This window comes from Microbacterium sp. Z10_103 (genome assembly GCF_058310455.1).
On the sequence record NZ_JBZEGK010000001.1, the window covers coordinates 894,893 to 921,538 of the forward strand.

At 69.7% G+C, this 26,646-nt stretch carries 27 protein-coding genes; 13 read left to right on the forward strand and 14 right to left on the reverse strand.

Annotated elements, in window-relative coordinates; translation table 11 throughout:
* Positions 1-8: 8 nt before the first annotated feature.
* From AC4FS2_RS04100 to AC4FS2_RS04135, 8 genes are all read right to left on the reverse strand, one after another.
* Complete coding sequence (locus AC4FS2_RS04100) at positions 9-1,178, reverse strand: DUF5005 domain-containing protein (protein WP_491153316.1); 1,170 nt, start codon at positions 1,176-1,178, stop codon at positions 9-11.
* Between the two features lie 43 nt (positions 1,179-1,221).
* Entirely contained in the window at positions 1,222-3,345 is a 2,124-nt protein-coding gene (locus AC4FS2_RS04105) for a glucosidase family protein (protein WP_491153315.1), read from the reverse strand.
* A 19-nt stretch (positions 3,346-3,364) separates the two neighbouring features.
* Positions 3,365-4,174, reverse strand: coding sequence for a carbohydrate ABC transporter permease (locus AC4FS2_RS04110; RefSeq protein WP_491153314.1), 810 nt, complete (start codon positions 4,172-4,174; stop codon positions 3,365-3,367).
* 11 nt (positions 4,175-4,185) lie between these two features.
* The gene (locus AC4FS2_RS04115; protein ID WP_491153313.1) at positions 4,186-5,124 is read right to left on the reverse strand and encodes a carbohydrate ABC transporter permease; all 939 of its coding nucleotides are present in this window, start codon (positions 5,122-5,124) and stop codon (positions 4,186-4,188) included.
* 27 nt (positions 5,125-5,151) lie between these two features.
* Complete coding sequence (locus AC4FS2_RS04120; RefSeq protein WP_491153312.1) at positions 5,152-6,420, reverse strand: ABC transporter substrate-binding protein; 1,269 nt, start codon at positions 6,418-6,420, stop codon at positions 5,152-5,154.
* A gap of 112 nt (positions 6,421-6,532) precedes the next feature.
* On the reverse strand, positions 6,533-8,560 hold the full coding sequence (locus tag AC4FS2_RS04125) for a class I mannose-6-phosphate isomerase (protein ID WP_491153311.1): 2,028 nt from the start codon (positions 8,558-8,560) through the stop codon (positions 6,533-6,535).
* The gene (locus tag AC4FS2_RS04130) at positions 8,557-9,480 is read right to left on the reverse strand and encodes an ROK family protein (protein ID WP_491153310.1); all 924 of its coding nucleotides are present in this window, start codon (positions 9,478-9,480) and stop codon (positions 8,557-8,559) included. The genes AC4FS2_RS04125 and AC4FS2_RS04130 overlap by 4 nt, the downstream gene beginning before the upstream one ends.
* A gap of 79 nt (positions 9,481-9,559) precedes the next feature.
* Positions 9,560-10,603, reverse strand: coding sequence for a LacI family DNA-binding transcriptional regulator (locus tag AC4FS2_RS04135; protein WP_491153309.1), 1,044 nt, complete (start codon positions 10,601-10,603; stop codon positions 9,560-9,562).
* 201 nt (positions 10,604-10,804) lie between these two features.
* On the opposite strand from AC4FS2_RS04135, the gene AC4FS2_RS04140 reads away from it, so the two are divergent.
* The 3 genes from AC4FS2_RS04140 (at position 10,805) to AC4FS2_RS04150 (ending at position 12,971) form a co-directional block, all read left to right on the forward strand.
* Positions 10,805-11,287 carry a GAF domain-containing protein gene (locus AC4FS2_RS04140; RefSeq protein WP_491153308.1) on the forward strand — a complete coding sequence of 161 codons (483 nt, stop codon included), beginning with the start codon at positions 10,805-10,807 and terminating at the stop codon, positions 11,285-11,287.
* Between the two features lie 126 nt (positions 11,288-11,413).
* Entirely contained in the window at positions 11,414-12,403 is a 990-nt protein-coding gene (locus AC4FS2_RS04145; protein ID WP_491153307.1) for an aldo/keto reductase, read from the forward strand.
* A 1-nt stretch (position 12,404) separates the two neighbouring features.
* Positions 12,405-12,971 (forward strand): mismatch-specific DNA-glycosylase, encoded by a 567-nt coding sequence (locus tag AC4FS2_RS04150; protein ID WP_491153306.1) that lies wholly within the window; start codon positions 12,405-12,407, stop codon positions 12,969-12,971.
* Positions 12,972-13,049: 78 nt separating this feature from the next.
* On the opposite strand, the gene AC4FS2_RS04155 is transcribed toward AC4FS2_RS04150, so the two are convergent.
* The 4 genes from AC4FS2_RS04155 to AC4FS2_RS04170 form a co-directional block, all read right to left on the reverse strand.
* Positions 13,050-13,712: a response regulator gene (locus AC4FS2_RS04155; RefSeq protein ID WP_491153305.1), complete on the reverse strand. Its 663-nt coding sequence runs from the start codon at positions 13,710-13,712 to the stop codon at positions 13,050-13,052.
* Positions 13,709-14,941: a sensor histidine kinase gene (locus AC4FS2_RS04160; RefSeq protein WP_491153304.1), complete on the reverse strand. Its 1,233-nt coding sequence runs from the start codon at positions 14,939-14,941 to the stop codon at positions 13,709-13,711. The genes AC4FS2_RS04155 and AC4FS2_RS04160 overlap by 4 nt, the downstream gene beginning before the upstream one ends.
* Positions 14,942-15,009: 68 nt before the next feature.
* Positions 15,010-16,233: a serine hydrolase domain-containing protein gene (locus AC4FS2_RS04165; protein ID WP_491153303.1), complete on the reverse strand. Its 1,224-nt coding sequence runs from the start codon at positions 16,231-16,233 to the stop codon at positions 15,010-15,012.
* A 46-nt stretch (positions 16,234-16,279) separates the two neighbouring features.
* A complete protein-coding gene (locus AC4FS2_RS04170; RefSeq protein ID WP_491153302.1) occupies positions 16,280-16,747 on the reverse strand; it encodes a hypothetical protein in 468 nt (155 codons plus the stop codon).
* Between the two features lie 36 nt (positions 16,748-16,783).
* On the opposite strand from AC4FS2_RS04170, the gene AC4FS2_RS04175 reads away from it, so the two are divergent.
* The 8 genes from AC4FS2_RS04175 to AC4FS2_RS04210 all read left to right on the forward strand — a co-directional run bounded on the left by AC4FS2_RS04175 (position 16,784) and on the right by AC4FS2_RS04210 (position 22,016).
* Positions 16,784-17,182 (forward strand): DUF2809 domain-containing protein, encoded by a 399-nt coding sequence (locus tag AC4FS2_RS04175; protein ID WP_491153301.1) that lies wholly within the window; start codon positions 16,784-16,786, stop codon positions 17,180-17,182.
* A gap of 43 nt (positions 17,183-17,225) precedes the next feature.
* Positions 17,226-17,561, forward strand: coding sequence for a nuclear transport factor 2 family protein (locus tag AC4FS2_RS04180; protein WP_491153300.1), 336 nt, complete (start codon positions 17,226-17,228; stop codon positions 17,559-17,561).
* Between the two features lie 46 nt (positions 17,562-17,607).
* Positions 17,608-18,516 carry a L,D-transpeptidase gene (locus tag AC4FS2_RS04185; RefSeq protein WP_491153299.1) on the forward strand — a complete coding sequence of 303 codons (909 nt, stop codon included), beginning with the start codon at positions 17,608-17,610 and terminating at the stop codon, positions 18,514-18,516.
* 70 nt (positions 18,517-18,586) lie between these two features.
* The gene (locus AC4FS2_RS04190; RefSeq protein WP_491153298.1) at positions 18,587-19,390 is read left to right on the forward strand and encodes a glycosyltransferase family 2 protein; all 804 of its coding nucleotides are present in this window, start codon (positions 18,587-18,589) and stop codon (positions 19,388-19,390) included.
* Positions 19,391-19,393: 3 nt separating this feature from the next.
* Entirely contained in the window at positions 19,394-19,693 is a 300-nt protein-coding gene (locus tag AC4FS2_RS04195) for a DUF1905 domain-containing protein (protein WP_491153297.1), read from the forward strand.
* Between the two features lies 1 nt (position 19,694).
* Positions 19,695-20,201 (forward strand): prepilin peptidase, encoded by a 507-nt coding sequence (locus AC4FS2_RS04200; protein ID WP_491153296.1) that lies wholly within the window; start codon positions 19,695-19,697, stop codon positions 20,199-20,201.
* A gap of 64 nt (positions 20,202-20,265) precedes the next feature.
* Positions 20,266-21,306 (forward strand): YhjD/YihY/BrkB family envelope integrity protein, encoded by a 1,041-nt coding sequence (locus tag AC4FS2_RS04205; RefSeq protein WP_491153295.1) that lies wholly within the window; start codon positions 20,266-20,268, stop codon positions 21,304-21,306.
* On the forward strand, positions 21,303-22,016 hold the full coding sequence (locus tag AC4FS2_RS04210) for an NAD(P)H-hydrate epimerase (RefSeq protein WP_491153294.1): 714 nt from the start codon (positions 21,303-21,305) through the stop codon (positions 22,014-22,016). The genes AC4FS2_RS04205 and AC4FS2_RS04210 overlap by 4 nt, the downstream gene beginning before the upstream one ends.
* Here AC4FS2_RS04210 and AC4FS2_RS04215 read toward each other — a convergent pair.
* Together AC4FS2_RS04215 and glgP are read right to left on the reverse strand one after the other, a co-directional pair.
* The gene (locus AC4FS2_RS04215; protein WP_491153293.1) at positions 22,004-22,750 is read right to left on the reverse strand and encodes a glutamine amidotransferase; all 747 of its coding nucleotides are present in this window, start codon (positions 22,748-22,750) and stop codon (positions 22,004-22,006) included. The genes AC4FS2_RS04210 and AC4FS2_RS04215 overlap by 13 nt on opposite strands.
* Positions 22,747-25,296, reverse strand: a complete 2,550-nt coding sequence (gene glgP / locus AC4FS2_RS04220) for an alpha-glucan family phosphorylase (protein WP_491153292.1) — start codon at positions 25,294-25,296, stop codon at positions 22,747-22,749. The genes AC4FS2_RS04215 and glgP overlap by 4 nt, the downstream gene beginning before the upstream one ends.
* Before the next feature lie 123 nt (positions 25,297-25,419).
* On the opposite strand from glgP, the gene AC4FS2_RS04225 reads away from it, so the two are divergent.
* Both AC4FS2_RS04225 and AC4FS2_RS04230 read left to right on the forward strand, forming a co-directional pair.
* Positions 25,420-25,647, forward strand: coding sequence for a response regulator (locus AC4FS2_RS04225; protein WP_491153291.1), 228 nt, complete (start codon positions 25,420-25,422; stop codon positions 25,645-25,647).
* Entirely contained in the window at positions 25,644-26,273 is a 630-nt protein-coding gene (locus tag AC4FS2_RS04230; RefSeq protein WP_491153290.1) for a CYTH domain-containing protein, read from the forward strand. The genes AC4FS2_RS04225 and AC4FS2_RS04230 overlap by 4 nt, the downstream gene beginning before the upstream one ends.
* Positions 26,274-26,646: the final 373 nt, after the last annotated feature.

Here is a 26,646-nt window from a genome sequence, read left to right on the forward strand (position 1 = left end):
GCGAGAGCTCAGCGGCTGACGGTGAGCCGCACGTCCATGAACCGCGGACGGTAGATGCTCGCGTCGTTGTAGACGTCGCCGACGTTGTCGAACGTGTTGACGTTGTACGTCACGAGCAAGGTGCCGCCGCGCGTCAGCTCAGGGTGCGAGTGCGCGTTGTAGGTGAACACGTCCGGGTCGCCGTAGCTGCCCGCAGCGCCCGTCTCGGGCGTCCGGAACAACTCCGTGTCGCCGGTGAAGACACCGGTCGGGGAGCAGCCGACTTTCGCGACCACCCGCGTGCTGAACAGCTCCGACGTGTCGTGCGTCACCATGAGGTACCCATCGCGGAACTTCTCGACGCTGAACTCGTTTGCCACGTTCTCTGCGATTGCGGCAGCATCCTCCTCGTTCGCCGACCACATGCTGCCGTTCCAGTACTCCCACACGCCCTTCAGGCCATCGCCCGAGGTGGTGCGGGCGACGAAGGCGGTGCGGACGCCCGCGACGTCTTCGATCCCGTAGGTGTAGGTTGTGCGGCCCTCCTGGAGCGTCCACGAGCCCCAGTTGATGCCGCGCTCGGAGGGCAGGTCGGTGACGTCGATGAGCTGCAGCGTCTTTCCGTCGAGGGTCGCGAGTCGGTTCGCGACCCATCGGAAGTCGAAGCTGCCCGTCCCGGTCTTTTCGAACTGCAGCAGCGGGATCTGGACCGTCTTGCCACGCCCCTCCGCGGGGTCGCCGATCCAGTACCAGGAGTTGGCTTCGCCGGTCGAGACGAGTGAATCGGGCTGGCCGGGGGTGCCGCCGGTGACGGTACGGAGGCCGGCCCTGGATTGCACGACGATGGAGTTGTTCACGAACAGCGAGTCCCGGGGTCGGGAGCCGTCGGGATTCACCTCGCCCAGGAACGTGTCCGAAAAGAACCACCCGACGTCGCCGTGCTTGAGGGGCAGGGAGAACGTGCTGTCGCCGCCGGTCCATGCACCGCCGGTGTTGCCGTAATCGGTGAACTGCTGCGTGAGGGGCTGGTTGATGGATGCGGTGGCCGTGAGCGTGCGCGTGGCGAGCGCGCACGTGTCCCCGCCGTGACCGCGGTCGCTGTCGGCGGCGGTCGCGTGTGCCGCGGGGGCGAGTCCGAGCGTCAGCATGAGTGCTGCGGCGGAGATCATGCCGGTGCGAGCGAGAGAGATTCTGTTCATGAGGGTCACTCCTTCGTGACGTCGGTGGGATTTCCCGGGGGGTTCAGCTCGCGGATGCTGCGACGGTGCCATCTGCGGAAATGTCCATGAGGCGGCCGCCGACGCGGAGGCCGCGGAGGGCGGCGGTCGGGTCGAGGTCGGCGATGCATCCACCGGCTGTGACTTCGCCGTCGGGACCGATTCGCACACCGAACACGCCTTCGACGATCAACTCGAACCAGGCTCCCGACGATGAGCACGCCCAGTCGATGATGTACGGCAGTTGAGGCGGAGCCTTTCGTGCGCCACCGTTTATGCCGGGCACCGCTTCTTCGACGAAGTGCGCCTGACCCATCGGCCCCTGGTTCGCGGTGTGCGAGAGCCCCTCGAGCCAGTCCAGCAAGACCTCGGGCGCCCCGAGCTGCACGAGTGCGCGCCCGGCATCGGCGGGCCAGGCCGGGTAGGCCCCGTTCCATTGGTGGTCGGGTCGAAGGCTGTAGCTGGCGTCGGGATCCCACGGCGAGAGGGCGCGCATCCAGTTGCCCGTCTGCAGCTCACGCTGGAAGAAGGCGACCATGTCGGCCTTGGTCTCCGGTGGAAGGTCGTCCGCGATGGTCGTGCCGACGATGCTGAAGTCGTAGCAGTGCCGGACGGGCAGCCGGGTGCCGTCCGGCTGGCCGGCGGCGAAGAAGCCCTCCCCTTCGAGGGACAGTTCCAGCACGCGGGGGAGCAGCGCGTCCGCCTCCGTGCGGAGGGCGGCCGCGGCATCTGCGTCATCCGCGCGGTCGAGAAGATCGGCGGCGGTGCGGAGGTTCCACACGTTCGCCGCGTTGAGGCTCGCCACTTCGTGCGTGTAGGAGCTCACGCATTCGAGCAGGTTGTCGATCTCGCCATAGTCGGCGAGCCCTGCGGAGGAGCGCAGATCACGCCAGGCCTGTGCCCAGTACTGCAGGGAGGCGGTGACCGCCCCGCGCTCGCCGATGCGAGCGCCGAGAAACTCGATGTCGCCGCTGACCCGGACGTAGTCGTTCACGAGCCGGGTCATGGCGAAGTCGTTCACGGAGTACCAATTGCCGACGGTCTCACCCGTCAACGATGAGGTGCCGAAATGGGTGTGGGTGTCCAGACCGATCCACTGCGACACCTGGCGCCGCATCTCCTCCGGGTCGAGGAGCGCGTGGCTGAGGGAGCTGAGGCTGTAGTCCCAGATGAAGGTCGTCGTGCCCCAGTAGTTCGGCATGAGCGTGTCGTAGGTGCGCCCGAGCACGTTGCCGGCGAAGTCGCGGCGGAACCAGATCACCCCGAGGATGCTCCACCAGTACAGCCGTCGGAGAACCGGCGACTGCGTCTCGAGCGTGGGCAGGTGACCGGAGTACTCGGCGTTGCCCGGGGTGAAGGGTGCAGCGAGCTGACCGTTCCAGAACTCCTCCGTCTCCGCGACGGTGGCCGGCACGTCGGCGATCGCGGCGCGGTACGCCGCATCCGCCTCGTCCTTCGACGTGCCGCTCGCGTTGACGTACCCGAACCGCGCTGTCCCGCCGGCGGGTGCCGTCAATTCCACGGTGACGTCGCCGCCGCGGCCGTTGCCGCCGATGCCGGTGTCGAACGCGTCGGGAAGGTCGGCGACGCCGCTGAGGCGGGCAGAGGCAGGCACGTCGACTCCCTGCACGCTCCACGCGCTGTCGTCGTGGGAGCGGAAGACGAGACGCCGGTCGTCGGCTGCGACATCGTTGCGGTCGCTCGGCGACTCGGCGGTGCGCCATGCCCCCTCGGCGCGGGTCACCCGGGCGGCGAGGGATAGCCCGAGGCGGATGCCGCGCTCATTGTCGCCGGTGTTGCGGACGACCACGTCGATCGCCACCGCGGTTTGCCCCGGCACGGCGATGGTGGTCGTGGTGATCTCCCAGCCGCGCACGACGGCCGTACGGACGACACGGTCGGGCCGCCAGGTGTGAGTCACCGGGACGCCGTAGGACGCGAACAGCCGCCCATCGACGAACAGCACCGCCGTTTGCGTGAGAGCCTGCGACACCGGCGGGAACTGCACTGCACTGATCGCCGTCAGATCGTGATCCACGCGCACGGTGCCGAGGAAGTTCGTCAGCCCCTGGGGCGCGATCATGTCGTCGAAGTGGTGCGTCACGGCATCGGCCGCGAGGTCGTCGACCGTGGGGATGGCAGAGAGCACGAGCATCCTTTCGTGGGATTCAGTACTGGCCGAGGGCCAGGCCCTTGGCGAAGAAGCGCTGGGTGCACAGGAACAGCACGACCGTCGGCAGCGAGACGAGCACGGCCGCGGCCAGCACCGTCGACAGCTGCGCTCCGCCGTACGTGGACTGCATGCCCGCAAGAGTCGTGACGATCGGGCGGATGTCGTCGGACTGGCTGAGAGTGAGCCCGAGCAGCAGGTCGTTCCACACGAACGTCGCCTGAAGGATGAAAATCGCGACCAGCGCGCTGGAGGCGATGGGGAGGTACATGCGCGTGAAGATGCGCCACGTGCTGGCACCATCGATGACCGCCGCCTCGAACACGCTGTGCGCAACACCGGTGAAGAAGTTCCGCATCACGAACGCCGCGAAGGGGATCGAGATCGCGGTGTACACGAGCACCATGCCCACGCGGGTGTCGTAGAGCTCGACTCGGGAGTACGCGTCGAAGAGGGGGAGCAGCACCATCTGTAGCGGGAACACCGTGCCGCCGAAGATCACGACGAACCACAGGAACCCGCGCTTGAGCCGCAGCGCGACGATCGCGAAGCCGGCGGCAGCGCCCACGACGACCGCGATGAGCGGCGACGCGATCGCGTAAATGAGGGTGGCGACGACGCTGTTGCCGAGGCCCGAGAGCGTCATGGCCTCGGCGATGTTCTCGAACAGGTGGAAGTCGGTCGGGATCCACGAGGTCTTCGTCGTGAACGTCAGCGGGTTCTTCGCCGCGTTGATGACAAGGAGGTACGCCGGCAGCAGCCAGACGAGACCGAGGATCACCAGGACGGCGTAGCGGATGCTTTTCATGGTGAGCCTCGTCACATCTCGTGCTTCGGGGACAGCTGCTGGCGGAGGTAGATGACGGAGGCCAGCAGAGTCACGATCGTGAGGAACACCGCGACCGCCGACCCGAGCCCGTACTCGCTGTTGACGAACGTCTCCTTGTACATCGTGAGCGCGAGGGTCTCGGATGCGGTACCCGGACCGCCCTTCGTCATGGCCCAGACGATGTCGAAGGTCTTGAGGCTCGCGACGATCGAGAGCCCGACGACGACGGCGGTGAGGGGGCGGAGCATCGGCCACAGGATGCTGCCGAAGAGGCGGAAACCGCCCGCGCCGTCGATGCGTGCGGCCTCGAGCGGTTCCTTCGCGATCGACTGCAACCCGATGGTGAACAGCAGCGCGTTCACCCCGACGCCCTGCCACGCCGACGCGAAGATCATCACGACCGTGTTGAGCGGCGAATCAAGCAGCCACCGCGGCGGATCTGTGATGCCGACGAGGAGGAGCGCCTGGTCGAGCGCCCCGCCGGAGGAGAGGATGAACGACCAGATGACGCCGACCCCGATGCCCGACAGGGCGTAGGGGATGAGGAACGGGAGGCGGAGCCACATGCCCCCGCCGAGGTTCCAGGTGAGGAGGGCGATGGCGAGCCCGATGCCGACGGGCACGATCAGGGTGCCGACCACCCATAGCAGGGTGTTACCGGCGGACACGAGGAATCCCGCATCCGAGAACATCTCGACGTAATTGTCGAGACCCACCCAGTCCGGGCTGCCGAGACCGTTGTACTCGGTGAAGCTCAGGTACACGGTCCACAGCAGCGGGAGGTAGAGGAGGACCGCGACCAGGAGCACGCCCGGGGCGATGAAGCCCCGGGCGGACCACTGGTACGGCGTCTTGGACGGCCTCGGCTCCGCAGTCGTCGGCAGCAGAGGCCTTTCGGCATCCGTCTTCGACGTCGTGATCGTCGTCATCGGTGACCTTTCAGACGTCCTCGCGGATTATTCCTGCGAGGCCCAGTAGGTGTCGGCCTCGGCCTGGATGGTCTCGAGGGACGGCATCGGGTCGCCCGGGTTGGCGATGAAGGCGCCGAACTGCTCGAGTGCGACGTTCAGCACGGAGCTGGGCATGGCCTCGAAGAATCGGTCGTACAGCACGTAGTCGGAGCCGGAGATCTGGGTGCCGAGCTCCTCGAGTGCGGGGTCGGAGACCGTCGCCTTCGGGTTGAACGCCACGTCGCCGTGCGCGTCGTTCCAGGCGCTCTGCGCCGTGTCCGACATCCACCACTCGGAGTACGCCAGGCCCAGGTCCTTCTGCGATGAGTTCTCGGCGACGCACATGGGCCCGGACTCGACGGCCACCGGGGTCGCCTCGAGGTCGGAGTTCACAGCCGGGATGACGAACATGCCGTAGTCGTCGCTCGTCATGCCTGCGCCGGCGAGGTTGCCGGCGTACCACGTCCCGAAGTCGATCATCGCGAAGTCGCCCTGCTTGAGCCCGACGGCGGGATCTGTGGAGCTGCCGGCGTCACTGAACCAGCCGTTCTCCATCTCCTCGAGCCAGAGGTTCATGACATCGACGATCTCGGGGTCGGTGTACTTCACCTCGCCGGTGGAGAGCCCCTCGTAGAGCTCCGGGTCGGTGCTGGCGACGAGGTGCTGGAACCACTGGAAGGTGAAGAGCGTGCTCGTCTGGTAATAGGGCGTGACTCCCGCATCCTTCAGGGTCGTGGCAGCCGTGTTCAGGTCGTCCCAGGTCGTGGGGACGGTGACGCCGTTCTGCTCGAAGAGGTCCTTGTTGTAGAACATGACCCAGTAGGCGATGTTCATGGGCACGCAGTACTGCTTGCCGTCGAAGGTGTACGAGTCGCGCAGGCTCTCGCTGACCCAGCCCTCCTCGAGGGCGTTGTCCCAGATGTCGGTCGTCTCGGCCACGAGGCCCTCATCGACGAGCTCCTTGAGGGACTCGCCGGTGTGCCAGGTGAACAGGCCCGGGGCCTTCGAGGTGCGGAACGACTGCTTGATGAAGGCGTCGTACTGGTCGGCGTCGGAGTAGCCGGTGACCTTGAGGTCGATGTCTTCCTCCTCCGAGCTGACCGTGTTCAGCGACTCGAAGTCGCCCTTCCACGCGGCCTTGTCCGTGGCGAAGTTGAGGGTGCCGGTCGTCGCGCCGGCGGAGGAGGAGCCGCCACCACCGGAGCATCCGGTGAGCGCGGCGCCAGCGAGAGCGACGATCGCCAGCGAGCCGGCGAGGATTCGTCGAGAGGACATGTGAACTCCTTCGTTCGTGAGGGGTTTCGGGTGGTGCGTGGTTCTGAGTGGGGTGCGTCGGGGTGCGGTGTGTGGCGGGATGCGGTGTTGGTCGGGACGCGGCGGGTGCGGTTTACGGACGCGGGGTGGGCTGCAGGGGTCGGGTGATGCCGTGTGCGGTGCGAGCAGGGCCGTCGGGCTCGGTGCGGCCTGCAGTGGGCCTGTGGCCCGCGGGTTCGGCGGGGTTTGTGGTTTCGTCGTGGTTCGCGGCTGCGGTCTGCGCTTCGGACGGGGCGTCGCGCGTGCGTTCCGTGCCGCGGACGTAGGCCTTGAGGGTCGCGAAGCGCTCCGAGCGCGCGTCGGCGGTGCGTTCGATCACGTAGGCGCCCACGGATGCGGGGACGATGAACGTCTCGGCATAGTGCACGAGGAACGGCTCGAACGCGCCGGTGGGGCTGACGACGCGCACCTGGTCGCCCTCCACCAGGTTCAGCACGTTGACCGTGCCCGCGGTGTCGTGGGCGGCGCGCTCGGTGAACCAATGCCGGCGGGTCTCGATGAACTCGAGCTCGTGAAGCCCGGTGCGTTCCTCGATGACCCCGTGGTCACTGCTGAGCACCTCCACCTGATCCACGAGGTTGTCGGTCACCCAGGCGGTGTCGCGGTCCCACTGGATGTTCCTCGCGCCGTGCTTCAGGTGCACGGGCCGCGGGATGCCGTCGAGGCCGAGGCGGCCCCAATCCCACAGCTTGAACGTGAAGATGAACGGGGTCGCCGAGATCTCGAGAACCATCGAGTTCTCGCCCGAGCAGTGGATGGTGCCCGCGGGGATCGCGAAGTGGTCGTGCTTCTTCGCCGGGAAGGTGTTGACGTACTCCTCGGTGGGGAACGGCGCGTCGCCGCCCTGCGCGACCTCGAGGTCGCGCAGCATCCGTTCTCGATCGATGCCCTCCTTGGTGCCGAGGTACACGACCGCGTCGTCGCCCGCATCCAGGAGGTAGTAGCTTTCGTCCTGCGTGTAATGCATGCCGAACGTGTTCTGGATGTAGTCGGTCAGCGGGTGCACCTGCAGGCTGAGGTTGCCACCGCCCATCGTGTCGAGGAAGTCGAAGCGGATGGGGAACTCCGCCCCGAACCGTGCGAATGTCTTCTCGCCCAGGAGGTCGACGGGCTGGGAGAGAACGAGATCCATCGCGGGGATCTCGATCACACTGCCGCCGCCTTCCCCGCCGCCGTCGGCGTGGGCTGACTCGCGGAGGAGGAGCGAGTTCTCCTCGGGCACGCAGTCGAAGCACCACGCGTAGTTCGGCTGCGATGGATCGAGTCCGATGACGCTCTTCATCCATTGACCGCCCCACACGCCGGGGTCGAAGAACGGAACGACACGGAACGGCCGGGCCGTCGCGTCACGCAGCGCGCCGCGGAACGCCTCGCCCGTAATCATGCCGAACTCGTGGGCGTCTTGGGCATGCGAGGGCGAGATCGCGTTACCGTCCACGACGAAGTCGACAGTGGGGAAGAGGGTGCGCTTGTGGCGGTCGGCGACACGCCACTCGACGAAGAAGCCGCGTTTGTACTTGCGGAGATTGTCCTCGTCCGCGTTGTCGCAGTGCCAGTTGGTCGCTCCGCGGCGCTGACGCTGCTGCAGCTCCCACCGGGCCATGTCCACGAGGATCGTGGTGGGGGCCGGTGTGGTGGCGTCTGCCGCGCCGACGAGAGAGGCGCCCCAGCCGACGAGAACGGTGGGCCGACCTCCGTCGACATCCAGGCGCTGGAGGGCCTCAGAGTCGTAGAAGTCCTCCAGCACGGCGTGGCTGAGCACCCCGAAGACACGGTCGTCGGTGAGATTGCCGGCGATCATGGCGTCGATCACCGCGAGCGGACGCGCGGCCTGCTCGACGTCGACGACGCTCCACGCGGGCAGCGCAGAACGGATGCTGTCGATCAGGGCAGAGAGGTCGGTGCCGGGATACGTGTCGACGACGAGCCGCGGAGCGCGATTGCCGCGGGCGGCTTGATCCTCAGCAGCGGCGGCAGCGCGGAGCCAGGCGTCGGCACCCCGGACGATGCGCTCGCCGTGGGGGAGGGCGATGGTCGGCTGGGTGTCGTAGGTGCCGCGGACGGTATGACCGCTGTGCATGTCACCGATGGTTCCGGTCAACGGACGATCTCCTTGGCGGTCGCGGATGCGGATGCGGAAAGGACGGCGAGGCCACGAAGGACGGACAGCTCGGGCTGCATGGCGATGACCAAGGGCGGCCGGTGTGACGACGGCCACAGATGGCGGTGGACGTGCTCGCGCAGGGGATCCGCGATGCGGGCGCCGGCACGCAGGACGCCGCCGGAGAGCACCACGAGATCGGGGTCGTACATGTGGCAGAGGGTGACGATCGTCGCGCCCCAGACCTGCAGGAACTCCTGGAAGAGCGCCGATGCCGCCGCGTTGGTCGTGCTGAGAGTCACGAGCGCATCCATGCCCGCCAGGTCGGGGCGCCTTTCCCGTAGCGCTCGGGTGCTGGCCAGCGACTCACCGCAGCCGACGTTGCCGCACGGGCACAGCGGAGCATGCACATCTGTGGTGACGTGGCCGCCCAGGATGCCGGCGTGGTCGTGGGCGCCCCAGAGGAGGCGACCGTCCATCGCAGCGGCCGTGCCGATGCCGGTGCCGAGGGTGACGAGGACAACGTCTCGTTCTCCGGTCGCCACTCCCGAGGCCATCTCGCCGGCGAGTGCCGCTCGGGCGTCGTTCTCGATGATGGCCGGCGCACCGAACCGTTCGCGTGCCCAAGCCGTGAGATCCACTCCGGCGCTGGAGGGCTCGCTGCCGCCATCCCGGAGATAGCCGTACTTGGCGTTGGCGTGCAGCATCCGCCCCGTCCTGCGGTCCACCACGCCAGGGACGGCGATCCCGACGGCGGTGACGGCGCCCACGCGGGCGATGAGCCCGTCAGCCGCCGCGGCGGCTCGGACGAGATCCTCCGCAGTCCCGGCGACGGGCAGGACGTCGACCGCGAGAGGGGTGCCGTCGCGCAGTATCCCCGTCTTGATCTCGGTGCCGCCGAAGTCTATGCACAGCTGCACGGCCCACCTCCTCGTGTCGTCGCTTGGCTGGTAACGTTACCAACGCGCCTCGCGGGGGTCAATGCCCGATTCGGGAGACCTATCGGCTACGCCGCGTGAGAGTGACGGGCATCTGAACCTCGCGCACCGGGTCGTTGCCCGCGCCGTCGAGACGGGCGAGCAGCAGGCGCGCTGCCTCACGACCGAGCTCACGTGCGTCGTGGCCGATGACGCTCACCGGCACCGGCATGAGGGCCGAGAGCTCGAAATCGTCGAAGCTCATCACCTCCGGCAGCTCCGCCGCAGACCGGCCCAGGTCACGGATCTGACGGCCGATCTCTTCCACGGCGCCGATCGCGTTGCGGTTGTTGGCACAGAACACTGCCGTCGGGGGATGGGCGAGCTCGAGGAGGGTCCGCATCGCCTCCCGGGCCTGCGCGACGTCCTGCTGCCCCGGGCCGATCAGTTCGGGGTCGATCGGGACGCCGCGGTCGCGGTGCGCCTGCTCGAATCCGACGTACCGCCGGCGTCCGGTGAACATCGAGCGGGCGTTGCCGAGGTAGGCGAGGCGCGTATGTCCCGCATCGAGCAGGGCGAGCGTGCCGCGGTACGCGCCGCCCTCGTCGTCGAGGACGACGCTGTCGACCGCGAACCCGTCCGCGCGGCGGGAGGCCAGTACGACGGGTAGGCCCTGCGCGACTGCTCGTTCGAGGTGCTCGTGGTCGCCGCTGGCCGGGACGACGATGAGCCCGTCGACTCGGCGGCCCAGGAAGTCATTGATCAACTGGCGTTCGCGGTCGCCGTCCTCCGAGGTGTTACCGAGAAGGATGCGCCGGCCCGTGCCCGCGGCCTGCTCCTCGACGCCCAACGCGAACGTGCTGTAGTACGGGTTCGCGATGTTCGTGATCGCGACGCCGATAAGACCGCTGGATTGTCCGGGCCGGATGCTGCGTGCGTTCTCGTTCCGGTGATAGCCGAGCTGCTCCACGGCTGCCCACACGCGCGCCTGGACGTCGGGTCGCACGTTGGTGCCGCCGCCGAGGGTGCGAGACACCGTCATCGGGCTCACGCCGGCGTGCTGGGCGACCTCTTTGACGGTCGGGCGCCGGGGGGAGTCGCCGGGGTGGCTCGTGGGCTCGCTCATCATGTGACTCCGGGCGATCGGACCCCGCGGCTGAGTGCCCCGGGGCTTGGGGAACGTTACCAGCCGTACACCCGAGCTCGATGCCGGGGAGCGGGGATGCCCAAACGGGCGCGTACGTTCGCCGTCGGCTGCGGGTGAGTGGGTGCCGCTCTGCGCCGGCGTCTCGGGCGCGGCAGACCGGGGCCTGGGAGGATGACATGCGTGACCGAGTTCCCCCGCGCGTTCCGCGCTCCGATGCGGTCGCGGAACGACGACGTGCCGGACGGTGCAGCGGTGGAGCGCGCCCTTTCGGAAGGTCTGTGCGGCCTCGGTGGGATCCTGGCGTCGCAGCCGCGGTCGCTCGGGGAGGCGACCGCCGGCCTGGCTGCCCACCACGATGAGCGGATGGCGCGCCGCCTCGAGCGATTCGCTGCTGTCCCCGATGGCGCCTTCGTGTGGACCCGGGACGTCGACGGGCTCTTCTGGCTCGGGCACCTCGAAGGACCCTGGCGTTACGACGGCAGCGCCGACGCAGCGCGCGTCGACCTCGTTCACGTCCGACGCTGCTCCTGGCTGGACGCCCCGGTTTCCGAGGAGGATGTTCCCCGGCGCGTTCGTGTCGCGTTCGCCCGGGGAGGCCGCAACTGGCAGGAGATCCACGACCGCGCAGCGGCCGAGGCATCAGCGCGGTTGTGGCGGCGCTGACGCGACCAGATACCCGGCGCGGGCACGGTGAGATGTCCGGCCCCGGGGCCGGTGCCGTCGCGACGGGATCCGTGGCATTGTCGTAGTCGGCCCGGGCAGCTTCCGGCGCCGGAAGGAACGAACACCATGGAGCAGCGTGATCTCGGCCGCACCGGCCGCACCGTTTCGGTCATCGGCCTGGGCACCTGGCAACTCGGGGCCGACTGGGGTGAGATCACCGATGATGCAGCCCGCGCCATCCTCACCACGGCGGCGGATCGCGGCATGACCCTGTTCGATACCGCGGATGTGTACGGGGATGGACGCAGCGAGAGGTTCATCGGGGCCTACCTCGCGGAGCATCCCGGAGCGGACGTCTTCGTCGCGACCAAGTTCGGACGCCGGGTGGAGCAGACGCCGGAGAACTACACGCCGGGGAACTTCCGCGCGTGGGCGGACCGTTCCCGGCACAACCTGGGCACGGACACCCTCGACCTCGTGCAGCTGCACTGCCCGCCCACCGAGGTGATCGAGAGCGACGCGACGTACGACGCGCTGGACGCGCTCGTGGCCGACGGCACCATCGCCGCCTACGGCGTCTCGGTGGAGACGACGGCGCAGGCCCTCGCCGCCATCGCGCGGCCGAACGTGACGAACGTCCAGATCATCTTCAACCCGTTCCGGTTGAAGCCGCTGGATGAGGTGCTCCCCGCCGCCCGCGCGGCCGGAGTGGCGATCTTCGCTCGGGTGCCGCTGGCGTCCGGTCTGCTGTCGGGCAAGTACACCGCCGACACGACGTTCGCGGCCGACGATCACCGCGCCTTCAACCGGCATGGTGAGGCGTTCGACCGCGGCGAGACCTTCTCGGGCGTCGATTTCGAGGTCGGCCTTGCCGCAGTGGCCGAACTGACCCAGGCGCTCCCCGAGGGGGTGTCCCTCCCGGCCGCCACCCTCGCGTGGATCGCTTCCCAGCCCGGCGTCACGAGCGTCATCCCGGGGGCCAGCAGCGTCGCACAGGCGGAGAAGAACGCGGATGCGGCGGCCGTGCTGTCCGACGTGGATCTCAGCGGGTTCGACGCGGCCGTACACCGCGTGTACGACGAGCGCCTGCGGGCGGACATCCACCCGCACTGGTGACATGGGGTTCACTCGCGCCGAACTGGAGTCGTTCCGGGGTGCCACCATCCCGGATCTGGTGCCGGAGAAGCCCAAGCTCCTCTTCGTGGGCATCAACCCGAGCCTGTGGACCGCGGCGACGGGAACGCCGTTCGCCCATCCCGGAAATCGGTTCTACCCGGCGCTGGTGGCCGCGGGCATCCTGCCCCGGCTCCCTGCATTCTCGGAGCCGTTGCGGGACGAGGATCGCCGGATGATCCTGGACGCCGGAATCGGGATCTCGGCCCTCGTCCGCCGGGCCACTTCCCGCGCCGACGAGCTGACGCGGGAGGAACTGCGGGAGGGCGCGGAGCGTGTGGCGGGCGATGTGCGGCGGTGGCAGCCGCACGTGGTCGCGGTCTTGGGTGTGACGGCCTACCGACAGGCGTTCGGATACCCCCGCGCGGCGGTGGGGCGGCAAAGCAACGAGATCGCCGGTGTCCCGACGTGGGTCGTCCCGCACCCGAGCGGCCTGAACGCGCACGACACCGTCGCAACGCTGGCAACGGCATACGCCGAACCCGCTCGGGCTGCCGGCATCCTGTCCTGAAGACCCTTCCGGATCCACGAGCCGGCCGGTTCCCCGTCGGATCGCGATTTCCCTTCGAGAGAGCCCCGCACCGGGCCGTCAGGCGATCGGGACGACGCCCGTGCGGATGCCCCACAACACGGCCTGCAGGCGATCGCGGGCGCCCGTCTTCTGCAAGATCTGGGCGAGGTGGTACTTCACGGTCGTCGTCTCGACGAACAGCCGCTGGGCGATCTCCGCATTCGACAGCCCCTCGGCCAGCAGCCGCAGGACGTCGAGTTCGCGTTCGGTCAGCGGCACCGTCGAAGCTGCGCCGGTGCGATGCGCATCGCCCGGCCGTCTCTGGGTGAACTCCTGCAGGATGCGGCGGGTCAGCCGCTGGTCGAGCGTGCCGTCGCCCGCGGCCACGGAGCGGATGGCGCCGAGCAGCGTCGCCTCGTCCGCCCCCTTCAACAGGAACCCCGCCGCGCCCGCCTCCAGCGCGGCGAAGACGTCTTCGTCGATGTCGAAGGTGGTGAGGATCAGCACATCTGTCGAGAGCGCGGGGTCGCTGGTGATCGCGCGGGTCGCGGCGATCCCGTCGGTTCCCGGCATCCGGATGTCCATGCACACGACATCGGGATGCAGCGCACGCGCCAGCGCGATGGCCTCCGCACCGTCCGCGGCTTCGCCCACGACCTCGAGGTCATCTTCGGCGCCGATGATGACGGAGAGTCCCGCGCGCACGATGGACTGGTCGTCGGCGATCAGTACGCGGATCATTCAGCGTTCCCTTCTCGTGATCGCGGGATCACGAGTTCGTTGGCCCAACCGCCGTCGGGCTGGACACCCGTCGTCAGTCGCGCCCCGATGAGCTGCGCGCGCTCGCGCATCCCCGCCAGGCCGTACCCGTCCGTGCGTACGGCGGCTTCCCTCCGTGGCACCCACCCGCTGGGCTCGTTCCGCACGAGAAGGCGCACCGTGTCCGTATCGACGTCGACCCGTACTTCGGATGCGGCGCCGGGGGCGTGCCGTGCGGCGTTCGCGAGCGATTCCTGCACCATCCGGTAAGCGGCCGTCTCGGCGAGCGCCCCCAGCGGAGGCAGCTCGCCTTCGACGACCAGGTCCACGATTCGGCCCGACTCCCGCGCCTGGGCGACCAGGGCAGGGATGCGGGAGAGTGACGGTGGTGCGGAGGGCACCTGGGGTCCTGCCCCGGCCGCATCATCGTCGCGCAGGAGCCCGACGGTGCGGCGCAGATCGGTGAGGGCGGTGCGGGCGTCGACCTGCACCGCGGCCAGCATCTGCCGGGCGCGTTCGGGATCGGTGCGGGTCAGCGCCGAAGCGGCCTGTGCCGAGACGATGATGCCCGACAGGTGGTGTCCGGCGACGTCGTGGAGCTCGCGCGCGAGGGCGGTCCGCTCGCTGCGCAGAGCACGCTCGGCGCTTTCCCGCCGCTCGCGCTCGACCAGCACCGCCCTTTCCCGCTGGGCGAAAGCGAGCTGCTCACGGTTCCGGGCGTATTCCGCCGCCGCGACGGGCAACGCGTAGAGGATGACGACCCTCGACACGCTCGCGATCAGGATCGCCGCGACGGGCATCCCGGCGATGCCCATGGAGACCGCACCCGCCGCGACGGTCGCCGCCGCGGCGATTCCCACCGGAACGAGCGCGGCGGGGAACGATGAGCGCCGCCACGCCGCGTACGTCGCGAACAGGACGGCGAGCGCCCCGATCCCCAGCTCACCGCCGCTGGTGCCGAGGATCAGCGCATCCAGGGCGACGACGGCGGCGAGGGCGGTGACGGGGAAACGGCCGCGGAGCACGAGAGCGAGGGCTTGCAGCGCCACCATCCCGGCGTGGGCGACCGGCGGGACGGGAGAGATCACCGGGTCATCGAAGCTGCCGGCGAAGTCCACACCGACGTATCCGATCGCCACCGCGAGGATGATCACGGGCGCGATGGCGGCCCGCCAGCCCGACGCGGGCGCGGGCGTCGCGGGCACGGGCATGGACAGAGTCAACCACGACGGGTGCCGGCGCGTACTCGCGCCGGCACCCGTCTTTCCGTCGGTCGGGATCACTGATCTTCCAGCGTCTCGTCCAGGGCATCGAAGATCACCTGGTACTTCTCCAGCAGGGGCTCTTCCGCTGCCGGATCGGCGATCGCCCAGGGGAGTGCGTTCACGGCGATCGTGACGGCCGTGCCGTCGGGGGCCACGGCGTTGCGCGTCTGCATCCCCTGAATGTCGCCGCCGTGTCCCCAGGCCAGGCCGCCATCTTCGAGCGAGAAGCTCTGCAGGCCGAGGCCATAGGCATTGTCCTCATGGAAGGGGTCGCCGGCGGGCACCGTCTGCTGCATGAGTGACAGGCTGTCCTCGTTGACGAGGTCACCGCGCAGCAGTGCCTGCATGAAGAGGTTCAACTCGGTCGGGGTGGACACCAGCGCACCCGCCGACCATGCCGTCGACGTGTCGAGGTCGGTGATCTCCCGCAGGTCCTCCGGGAATTCGGCGTGATAGCCCTCGATGTGCTCACCGCGCAGCTCGCGCTCGGCAGGGCCGGGGAGATACGTGTGCTCGAGGTTCAGCGGTTGCACGATCCGCTCATCGATCTGCTCCCACAGTGCGCGCTCGGTGACGCGCTCGATGAGAAGGCCGAGGACGAAGTAGTTCGTGTTGCTGTAGTCGAAGCGCTCGCCGGGAGCGAAGTTGGCAGGCTGGGAGAGGCCGATGTCCACCATGTCACGAGCCGACACGTACAGTTCCTGCGTCGCGAAGGCGTCCAGGGCGAACTCCTCGGCGTTCTCGGCCAGGCCGGCGGTGTGCTGCAAGAGGTGATGGACGGTGATGGCCGTGCCATCGATGCCTTCGCCGGCGACGACTCCGGGAAGGTACGTGTCGATCGGTTCGTCGAGGGACACCAGGCCCTCCTCGACGAGCTGCATGACGATCGTCGCGACGAACATCTTGGTGTTGCTGCCGACACGGATCTCGCCGTCTTCCGCGGTCTCGCGGTCGGAGGAGAGGTCGCCGTCACCGACGAGCACCTCGATGCTCGAGCCGTCCGGATGCGTGATCGATGCCTGTGCGGCGGGGTATCCGGCATCGACGATCGACTGGAGGCGCTGCTCCAGCTCTTCGCGCTCGGTGTCGACGCTGGTGCTGCGCGCGGCGGCGCCGAAGGCGAGTGCGCCGACGACCAGTACGGCCGCCGCTGTGCTCGCGAGGGCAACGCGTCCGCGGGGCAGGCGGCGTCGCTCGGGCGGCGCGGCTGGGGTGGGGGTCATGTTGTTTTCGCTCATGACCCCAGCCTCCGCGTTTACGCATCCGGCCGCCCCGGCCGGGGGATCAGTCCGCCCTGTCCGGAAGGACAGGAAGGGAGCGCGCCCGCATGAGGGACGCAGGGATGTGGCCGATCCCGAGGAGGACCGCGGATCCCGCGATCCAGGGGTTGGCGACCCATGCCGCCGTCGCCAGGAACACCACGACGGGCGCGATCGCCATCGGCACCGGTATGCCGGCGAACGGCGCGTAGAGCACGCGTACGCGGCATCCCGTTCTCAGGTACCGCGCCCAGAGGCCCCCGTACAGGAGAACGCCTCCCGCCACGGCCGCGGACCATCCCCATCTCAGCGGCCCGGGCTCGGTGATCGCCGGCACCGTCACGCACAGGGCCTGGCCGCTCCGCTCGAGAATCACCAGCACGCGTGGGACACGGGCATCCGGATAGCCGTCGCGAGGCGGGAACCGCAGCAGAAGCAGGTTCGGGGCGAGCACGGCCAGGCTGACAAGCAACCCCCACACGGAAAACCCCACACGGGGACGCTACCGCCCGTGACGCAGGATGGCAGGGTGTCGACCTCCTCGCGCCTCCGGCGGACGGCTGCCGCCCTCTCCCTCCTTGCTGCAGTCGGTGCGGGCCTGAGTGTCCATGCGCTCGCGCCCGACATCGCCGCGAGCGACATCGCGGGCGATGCGCTCTACGCGCTCGCCGCGTATGCCGGCGTCGCGCTGCTCGCCCCGCGTCTCGCCCCGGCGGTCGTCGCGATCACCGCCGGTGGATGGTGCGCGGCCGTCGAGCTCTTCCAGCTGACCGGACTGCCTCTGCAGTGGGGCGGCGCGTTCGCGCCCGTCACGCTTCTCCTCGGGACCGTCTTCGACGGACGGGACCTGATCGTGTACGTTCTCGCCGTGCTCGTCGCGGCCGGAGTCGACAGCGTGGTGGGGAGGCGGTTGCTGAGCGCGCGGTGAGGGGGCACGCTGTGGGCAGCCCGATTCGCCGGAAGGACTTGTCATGACCGTCACGCCGCTTCCCGCAGCCATCGCCGCCTTCATCGACGCCACCAACGCCGGCGACGACGAGGGATTCCTCGCCGCGTTCACGGATGACGCGGTCCTCAGCGATTGGCGGAGGGTTTACCGCGGGCGGGGCGAGATCGCCGAATGGAATCGCACGGACAATATCGGCAAGCGCTCCCACTTCGACCTCGTCGGGATCGAGCCCGGTGCGGCCGCCGACACCTTCGTGGTGACCCTCACGGTCGCCGGCGACGGATACAACGGAACGGGGCCGATGACGTTCTCGCTGTCGGGCGGACGTATCTCACGGCTGACCATCTCTCCCGAGTGACGCGCCCGCGCTTGCCCCGCGCACGGCGGGGACGGACGATGGGGTGGTGACCGATTCCCCCCGGCCGGCGCGGCCCGCCGCCCGATGGATTGCCATGGCCGTCGCTGCCGTGCTGGTGGCCGCCGGCGGCATCGCGGTGTGGGCGCTCGCCGATCGCGGCGGCGCCGCAGCGCCGGCCGCGACCGCGATTCGTGCGGACACGCCCTCTCCGATCCCCACGGCATCTCCCACTCCCAGCGGGTTTCCGGCGAACACGGCGTCGTACCCGCTCGACCAATTGCCGCAGGTCGACGTCTACGCCGTCATCCCCGCTCTCCCCGTTGATGCCGACCCCTACGGCGCTCTGACCGGCGACCTGGCGCGGGCGACGGCCGAGCGGATCCCCGTGTTCGCCGACCCCACGGGGGAGCCGGTCGCCGCCCTGCCTCGCGATCACTATTACGACGGCACCACGGTGCCCGTGATCGAACGACAGGAGCACTGGCTGCACGTGCTCCTCACCGGTCGCGCGGCGCTGCCGTCGGCGGGGAACCCCGCGCAGCTCACTGGATGGGTGCGCGCGCAGGACGTGGAGCTGTCGACCGCGGGAGCGACGGTAGAGGTCGATCTGGCGGCCCGCACCATCGACATCGTCACCCCTGATGGCACACGCGAACGCATCGCCGACGACTACGCGTGGGGCACCGAGGCAACGCCCACCCCGCTCGGCCGCTCGTTCGTGATGATGGTGCGCACCGAACCGTCGCTGACGTATACCCGGGGTCATCCGCTGGTCTATCTCGCGGCGCAGTCACCGACCCTCGACGGGTTCGGGGGCGCGCCCGTCGCGGTGACGGCGTTCCACTATCACGACGCCCGGACCGGCGCGATCTCCAACGGCTGCCTGCGGCTGGGACCGGAGGCGATTGATCGGCTCGGCCAGTTGCCCGTCGGAACCCCGGTCGTCATCCGCTGACGCGCACGCCCGGCCCGACCATTGTGCAGGGCGCGCCCGGTGGTGAACACGCGCGAGTAGCGTGGGCCGCGTGTCATTGGTTCCTCGTATCGCGGTGGTCATCCCATGCCGCAACGATGCGCCCTTCCTCGAGGAGTGCCTGCGGGCGCTCGCCGCGCAGTCCCGCCAGCCCGATGAGGTCATCGTCGTCGACAACGACAGCGCCGACGACTCCGCCGCCGTCGCGCGGCGGTATGGGGCCCGGGTCGTCACCGAACCGATGGTGGGCATCTGGCCGGCGGCGGCTCGCGGATACGACGAGGCCCTGGGCTTCGACTTGATCGCTCGACTGGATGCTGACTCCCGCCCCCATCCGGACTGGATCTCGCGGATCGTTCAGGCCTTCGTGGCCGACCCCGCGCTGGGGGTGCTCACCGGCGGGTCGGAGTTCTACGGCTCGACGCCCCTCGTCCGCTACCTCGGCGACCACTGGTACGTCGGCGGCGGCACCTTCTGGGTGCGGCAGTGGCTCGGCATCCCGCTCGTCTTCGGGTCGAACTTCGCCATGCGGTCGGCCGTCTGGAACCGCATCCGCGACCAGGTCGACCGTACCAACCCGAAGATCCACGACGACCTCGACCTGACGATCCACCTGCGGCCCAGCGACGGAGTCCGGTACGACCCCGACCTGCGCATGCCCGTGTCTGCCCGCCCGTTCGCGCGGCCGTCGGCCCTGTTGCGGCGGGTGTGGCGCGTCATCCCCACGTTCGCAGCCACCTGGCCGGCCGGATCGCCCTGGCATCGCGCACGCCATGACGACGCCGCGCAGCCGCTCGATGCCGCGGGCATCCGGTGGCCGGACCGCGGCGACGACGTGGCTGAGCGAAGGAGGTAAGGGGTGCACGTCGAGTTCGAGGCCGAGGTGTTCCGATGGAGCGCCCGGGAAGACGCGGCCTGGTACTTCGCTGAGGTGCCCGAAGAGCTCAGTGGCGACATCCGGGAGGTGATGGAGCCCTTCGCTCGCGGTTTCGGAGCAGTCCGGGTCGAGGCCACGGTCGGTACGACGACGTGGCGCACATCGATCTTCCCCGGCTCGTCAGGAACGTATTCGCTTCCCCTCAAGCGTGCGGTGCGCGAGGCCGAATCGCTCGTCGACGGCGGGCCGGTTTCCGTCGCGCTCGAGATCCTCGACGGGTGACATGACCATCGCCGCCGGCGTTGGCGTCGTGTTCGCGCTGATCGCGTACGGGTGCTTCGCGGTGCAATCGGTGACTCTTGCCGTCGTCGATGCACGCACGCACCGCCTTCCGAACCGGTACGTGCTGCCGGGGTACGCGGCGGCCGGGGTGCTGCTTCCCGCCTCTGCTCTGGCGTCCGGCGTTCCCGCGCGCCTCATCCCGACGCTCGGGGGCGCTGCGGCGTTGTTCGCGTTCTATCTCGTGCTGCGGATGCTGCGGCCGGCGGCCATGGGCGGGGGCGACGTCAAGCTCGCGGGGGTGATCGGCGCCTACCTCGGATTCCTGGGCTGGGAGAGCGTGTGGATCGGTGCGCTCGCGGGGTTCCTGCTCGGGGGGTTCTACGGGGTGCTGCTGCTGCTCACGCGGCGCGCCCGTGCCACGTCGGCCATCCCGTTCGGCCCGTGGATGCTGGGGGGCGCGTGGCTCGCGATCGTCGCCGCCGCCCTGCCCGTGATCGCGCGCGGCTGACCGGTGGTGTCACGTGTCGTCAAGCCCCCGCGGTCGGCGGATGCGGCGCCGATAGCCTGATCAGATGTCGAGTGTTCTGTCCCGTGTCACCGCCTGGGCGCTGGCGCGCCGCCCCGTCCGTGCACTCCTGGTCTACAGCAGGGCACGCGGCCCCATGCTGGCCGACTCCGTCACGTACCGCACGCTGTTCGCGTTGTTCGCCGGGGTCCTGCTCGGCTTCTCCGTGGCGGCCCTGTGGCTGGCGGGCAATCGGGAGGCGTGGAACGCGCTCGTCGATTCCCTCGACGCGGCCATTCCCGGGCTCCTCGACCTCGTAGACCTGGATGACGTCCAAGCACCGGCGGGTCTCACCATCGCCGGCGTCATCTCCGCCATCGGCCTCATCGGCGCCGCGATCGGCGCCGTCGGCTCGCTCCGGTCGGCCCTACGGACGATCGCGGGTATCGCGACGGACGACGTGCTGTTCGTGTGGGTGATCCTCCGGAACCTCCTTCTGGCCATCGCGATCGGCGCGGGCCTCGCGGCGGCTGCCGCAACGACCTTCCTCGCCACCGCCGGGTTGGCCGTGCTCACCGACTGGCTCGGGATCCCCGGAGACGCTCCCGCGCTCGGTTTCGTCGCGTGGCTCGTCTCCGTGGTCGTGGTCTTCGTGCTCGACACCCTCGTCGTCGCTGCGGCGTTCCGGCTGCTCTCCGGGCTCCACGCGCGGGCGCGGACGCTGTGGACCGGCGCGATGATCGGCGGGTTCGGGCTCACGGTGCTCCAGCAGCTTTCGGGTCTGTTCGTCGGCGGGGCATCCAACAACCCGCTGCTGGCCTCTTTCGCCTCCCTCATCGCGCTCCTGCTCTGGCTGAACCTCTCGAGCCAGGTGATCCTCATCGCATCGGCGTACATCGTCATCGGCGTTGAAGAAGATCAGGACCGCGTGCGGGCGCTGCACGGCGCTACGACGCTGGCCCAGTTCCGCGTGCGCCGGGCTGAGCTCGCCGTGCAGGCGGACGCCGACGAGTTGCGCGCGGCACGTGATGCCGAGGCCAAGGAGCGAGAAGGCGAAAACGAGCGAAACAGCGAAAAGGAGCGCGAGGGCAGGAAGGAGCACGCGTGAGTGAGGCCGCCCTGGTGCCCGCGTATACCGCGGCCGCCGTGCGAGCGGCCGAGGCACCTCTCCTCGCGGCGGGGGAGCCGCTGATGCGGGAAGCCGCGACCGCACTGGCAGGGGTGGTGCGGGAGCGATTGGCCGAGGCCCCCGGACGCGTCCTCGTGCTCGCCGGCGGCGGTGACAACGGAGGCGACGCGCTGTATGCGGCGGCCGAGATCGCCGGCGCCGACCAACCGGTGGACATCGTTCTCACGTCGGACCGCGTGCACCGCGAGGCCCTGGCCGCGGCGATGTCGGCCGGCGCCCAGCTGCGGGGAGCCGGCGAGCTGTGCAGCGAACCGCCCACCTACGCGCTCGTCCTCGACGGCATCCTCGGGATCGGCGCGTCTGCCGACCCCCGCCTGCGCGGGGTTGCGCGCGCCGTCGTCGAGGCCCTGCTGCCGACGCTGCGCGACGGCGGTACGACGGTGATCGCCGTCGACCTGCCCAGCGGACTGCATCCCGACGACGGCCGCGCCGACGATGTGGTGCTCCCCGCGGACACGACGGTGACGTTCGGCGCCGTCAAGGCCGGACTCGTCCGCGGCCGTGGACCGCAGCTCGCAGGCGACGTGCGGCTGGTCGACCTCGGTCTGGGACCTGCTCTCGCCCGCGCGCACCCCGAAGTGACCGGGCCGATACCCGTCACGCGTCTTCCGCGGCCTCAGCGCCCGTAGAGTTCGACGAAGCGGCGCAGGATGCGCCCGGGCTCGGTGACGTGGGCACGGCGTACCGCCGCCAGCGTGTCATCCAGCTCATGGGGCGCGAAGTAACCGTGGGCGGCATACGCGTGGATCCGCGTGGTGATGCCATCCACATCCAGTTCGGGGTGGAACTGCGTGGCGTAGACGTTCTCACCGACACGGAACATCTGCACGGGGCAGCCTGGGGACGACGCGAGGAGGACGGCGCCGGGCGGAAGGACGCTGATCGCCTCTTTGTGGCCGACGAAGGCGCCGAAGGTCGTCGGCATCCCGGAAAGGAGAGGGTCGTGGCTCCCCGCCTCGGTCAGGGAGACCGGGACGATGCTGATCGGTTCGGAGAATCGCCGGTCGATGACCGCGCCGAGATGCGTCCCGAGGGTCCCCACCCCGTAGCACGCCCCTAGGAAGGGGAAGTCGCGTGCGACCACCTCATCCAGGAGCGCGGCGAAATCGGACTCCACGCGCTGCTGAACCGCGGACTTACGGTCCGCAGGATCGGATGCGTTGAACGGGCTGCCACCGACGAAGATGCCGGAGATCTCGTCGAGGTCCAGCGACGGGAGCGGTCCGGATTCCAAGCGGACGCGACGGAGCTGGGAGGGGTGCAGTCCGCTGTAGCGCAGGAACAGCGCGTACTCCTCATCGGCCGGGCCGTCCTCTCCGCGGGTGGCGAGCAGGACGAAGGGGCGCTTCTCCGCGCCGGTCATGAGGCGAACGTCACCAGCCCCAACTCGACGTCGGAGACGAGGTACGGATGCTGCGGCACGGCACGGACGGCATACCCGAAGGGCCCGGTCACGTCGAGGTCGAGGGTCGCTTCGAACACGGTCGGTCGGCCGTCTCCGCCACCGACCGGGGCGAGGGCGAGCACCTCCCGCGCGCCGGTCAGTTCGCCATCCGCGTCGGCGCTCCCGGAGACGAGCTCGATGGCGACGTCGGAAGGCGCCAGCGCGCCCAGCTCGACCTCGGCACGCACGCGCAGGCGGTCGCCCGCGCGTGCCTGCTGCGGCAGACCGGACGCGTCAACGCTCAGCACCCGCACCGCGGGCCACCCCTCGCGCACTCGCCCGACGTAGGCCGCGAGCTCCGCGGCGGCGGCGTGGTGGTCGGCTGCCAGTGCGCGGGCGTTCACCGCCGCCGGCGCGTAGAGGTGGGTGACGTATTCGCGCACCATCCGGTCGCTGGTCGCCTTCTGGCCGAGATCGGTCATGGTATGGCGCACGCGGTCGAGCCATCCGCGCGGGATTCCGCCGTCGCGGTCGTAGTAGGCCGGGACGAGCTGATGCTCGATGAGGTCGTACAGGGCAGCGGACTCCAGATCGTCGCGCTCCTCATCGCTGGTCGCGGTGTCGGCGGTGGGGATCGCCCACCCGTTGCGGCCGTCGTACCACTCGTCCCACCATCCGTCGAGCACCGAAAGGTTCAGGGCGCCGTTGAGGGCCGCCTTCATGCCGGACGTGCCGCACGCCTCCAAGGGCCGCAGCGGGTTGTTCAACCACACGTCGCATCCGGGGTAGAGCGTCTTGGCGAGGGTGATGTCGTAGTCGGGCAGGAACACGATGCGTCCGCGCACGCGGGGGTCGCGGCTGAAACGGACGAGCTGCTGAATGAGTTGCTTGCCCGAGTCGTCAGCCGGATGCGACTTGCCCCCGATGACGATCTGCACGGGCCGCTCGGGGTCGGTCAGCAGCCGGGTGAGGCGCGCGGGGTCGCGCAGCATGAGGGTGAGGCGCTTGTACGTCGGTACCCGCCGGGCGAAGCCGATCGTGAGCACCTCCGAGTCCAGGACGTCGCCCGCCCACGCGCCGGCCGTCGAACCGGCCGCCTCCGAGAGGCGCCGGCGGGCTTCGGCGATGAGCTCCTCCTTCATCCGGGTGCGCACGCCCCACAGCTCGTCGTCGGAGAGGACGTCGCGGTCCCGCCAATCGTGCTCGGTGGTGAGCGCGTCGCCGAAGGCGCGCTCGCTGAGGCCCTTCAGCGCCGGGTGGACCCAGGTCGGCGCGTGCACGCCGTTGGTGATCGAACCGATGGGCACCTCGTCGGTGTCGACCCCGGGCCACAGCGCACCGAACATGGAGCGGCTGACCTTGCCGTGGAGGCGCGAGACCCCGTTCGAGTGTTGGCCGAGGTGCAGCCCCAGAACGGCCATGTTGAACACCTGCGGGTCGCCTCCGGGGTATGTCTCGACCCCGAGGTCGAGCGCTCGCTCCGAGTCGAGCCCCGCCAGCAGCCCCGTGGCGAGGTACTCGCCCACGAGGCTCCTCGGGAATCGGTCGATTCCGGCGGGTACGGGGGTGTGGGTGGTGAAGACCGTCGACGCCCGAACCTGAGCGAGGGCGGCGTCGAATGACAGGCCGGCGCCGGTGACGAGTTCCGACATGCGCTCCAGGCCCTGGAACCCGGCGTGGCCCTCGTTGGTGTGATAGACGTCCGGCTCATCGCGCCCGGTGACCCGGCACCAGGCCCGCACCGCGCGCACGCCGCCGACGCCGAGGAGGAGCTCCTGCAGCAGGCGGTGCTCGCCGCCGCCGCCGTAGAGGCGGTCGGTGACACGGCGCAAGTCTTCGGAATTGGAGGGAGTCTCCGAATCCAGCAGCAGCAGCGGCACGCGGCCGATGTCGGCGACCCAGATACGCGCGGAAAGGGTACGTCCGCCGCTCACCGCCAGTGCGATCTCCACGGGAGCGTCATCCGCTTCCCGCAGGAGCGTCAAGCCGAGACCATAGGGGTCGAGCACGGGATAGCTCTCCCGCTGCCAGCCGTCGTCGCCGATCGACTGCCGGAAGTAGCCGGCGCGGTAGAACAGGCCCACGCCGGTGAGGGGGACCCCGAGATCGGACGCGCTCTTGAGATGGTCGCCCGCGAGGATGCCGAGGCCTCCGGAGTACTGCGGCAGCGACCCGTCCACACCGAACTCGGGCGAGAAGTACGCGATCGATCGCGGCTTCGGTTCAGGCAGGCTCTGGAACCAGCGGTCGCCGGTCAGGTACGCCTCGAGCCGTTCATCCTCTTCGCGGACGCGCCACGCGAAATCATCGTCGCGCGCAAGCTCATCCAGCGGCGCCTGGCCGAGGGCGCCCAGCATCCGCGACGGGTTCTCGCCGACCTGTTCCCACAGGCCGGGATCCATGGACGCGAACAGTGCGTGCGTCGCGCGGCTCCATGACCACCGCCAGTTGGATGCCAGCCGGTCGAGCGGGGCGAGGCGCTCCGAAAGCACGGGTCGGACGGTGAACGTACGCAGGGCCTTCATCCGTGTGAGTCTAGGTGACCTCCGTGACTGCCCACCGCCGGATTTGCGGGGGAGGGGCGCCGGATTTGCGGGGAGGGCTGCGCTGGTCCGCTGAGGATTCGCGGGGAGGGTTACGCTTGCCCCATGGCTATCGCACGACTGACCGGAGGGCCGCTTGACGGCCAGTTCCTCCCACTGGATGACGACACCGACGACGCGCTGATCGTCCCCTACGGTGAGGGCCAGCTGGTCTACCGTCGCGAGGGGGATTTCGAGAACACCGGCGAGAACGACGGCCCCACGCAGGCGACCTACCGCTTCAGCGCCGAGACCGAGGACATCAACCCGGACGAGGACGGGCGTCTGGGTTGACCGCAGGCCCCGATCCCCTCCGCTCGATCGAGGTCGAGCGGAAATATGACGTCGGCGACGGCGGCGAACTGCCGAACTGGTCGGCGCTCCCAGGGGTATCGCTCGTGGATGAGGCCGAGGTGCGCGAACTCGACGCGCGCTACGTCGACACCGAGGATGTGGCGCTTGCCCGTGCTCACGTCGCGGTACGCCGCCGCTCCGGCGGACCCGACGCGGGGTGGCATGTCAAAGTGTCCGCCGCCGACGGCCGGCACGAGTGGCAGTGGCCGCTGGACGAGGGCGGCGAGCCGGTTGTGCCCGAGGGGCTGATCGCCGCGATCGCGCAGTGGGCGGCCCCGCCGCTGCTTCCGCTGGCGCGTATCCGCAACACCCGCACCGCCTATGCGTTACGCGACGGTGAAGGCGGCCTGGTCGCGGAATTCGTGGACGACCGCGTCCGCGCGCTGGATGAGCGGTCCGGGCGCGAGTCGGCATGGCGAGAGTGGGAGGTCGAACTCGGCCCCGCCGCCCCTGCCGACCCCGACTGGCGCGAGGCCTTTTTCGCCGCGGTGGATGCGGCTGTGTCCGCCGCCGGTGGCGGCCCCGCCGCATCCGACTCGAAGCTCGCCCGCGCGCTCGGCCGCTGACCTCTCGCACTCCGTTTCCCCCGCCGACGGCACCGGCACTCGTCGGACGTCCGCGTCCCGCGCCGTTCGCACCCCGGGCCGTTCGCGCCCCAAGCCTCGGCCCCGAGCGTTTCGGGAGGGGATGTGCACAGGGGAGGGCGTCTTAGAGCGATCTGGTCCTCCCGAAGCGCCATCTCCTCCCGAGCCGCACGCCGCACGCCTCACGCGGCCCGAACGCCGCACGCAGTACGCCGGGCTCCCACCCCGAGCGTTTCGGGAGGGGATGTGCACGGGGGAGGGTCTCTTTGAGCGATCCGGTCCTCCCGAAGCGCCATCTCCTCCCGGGCCGCACGCCGCACGCCTCACGCGGCCCGAACGCCGCACGCAGTACGCC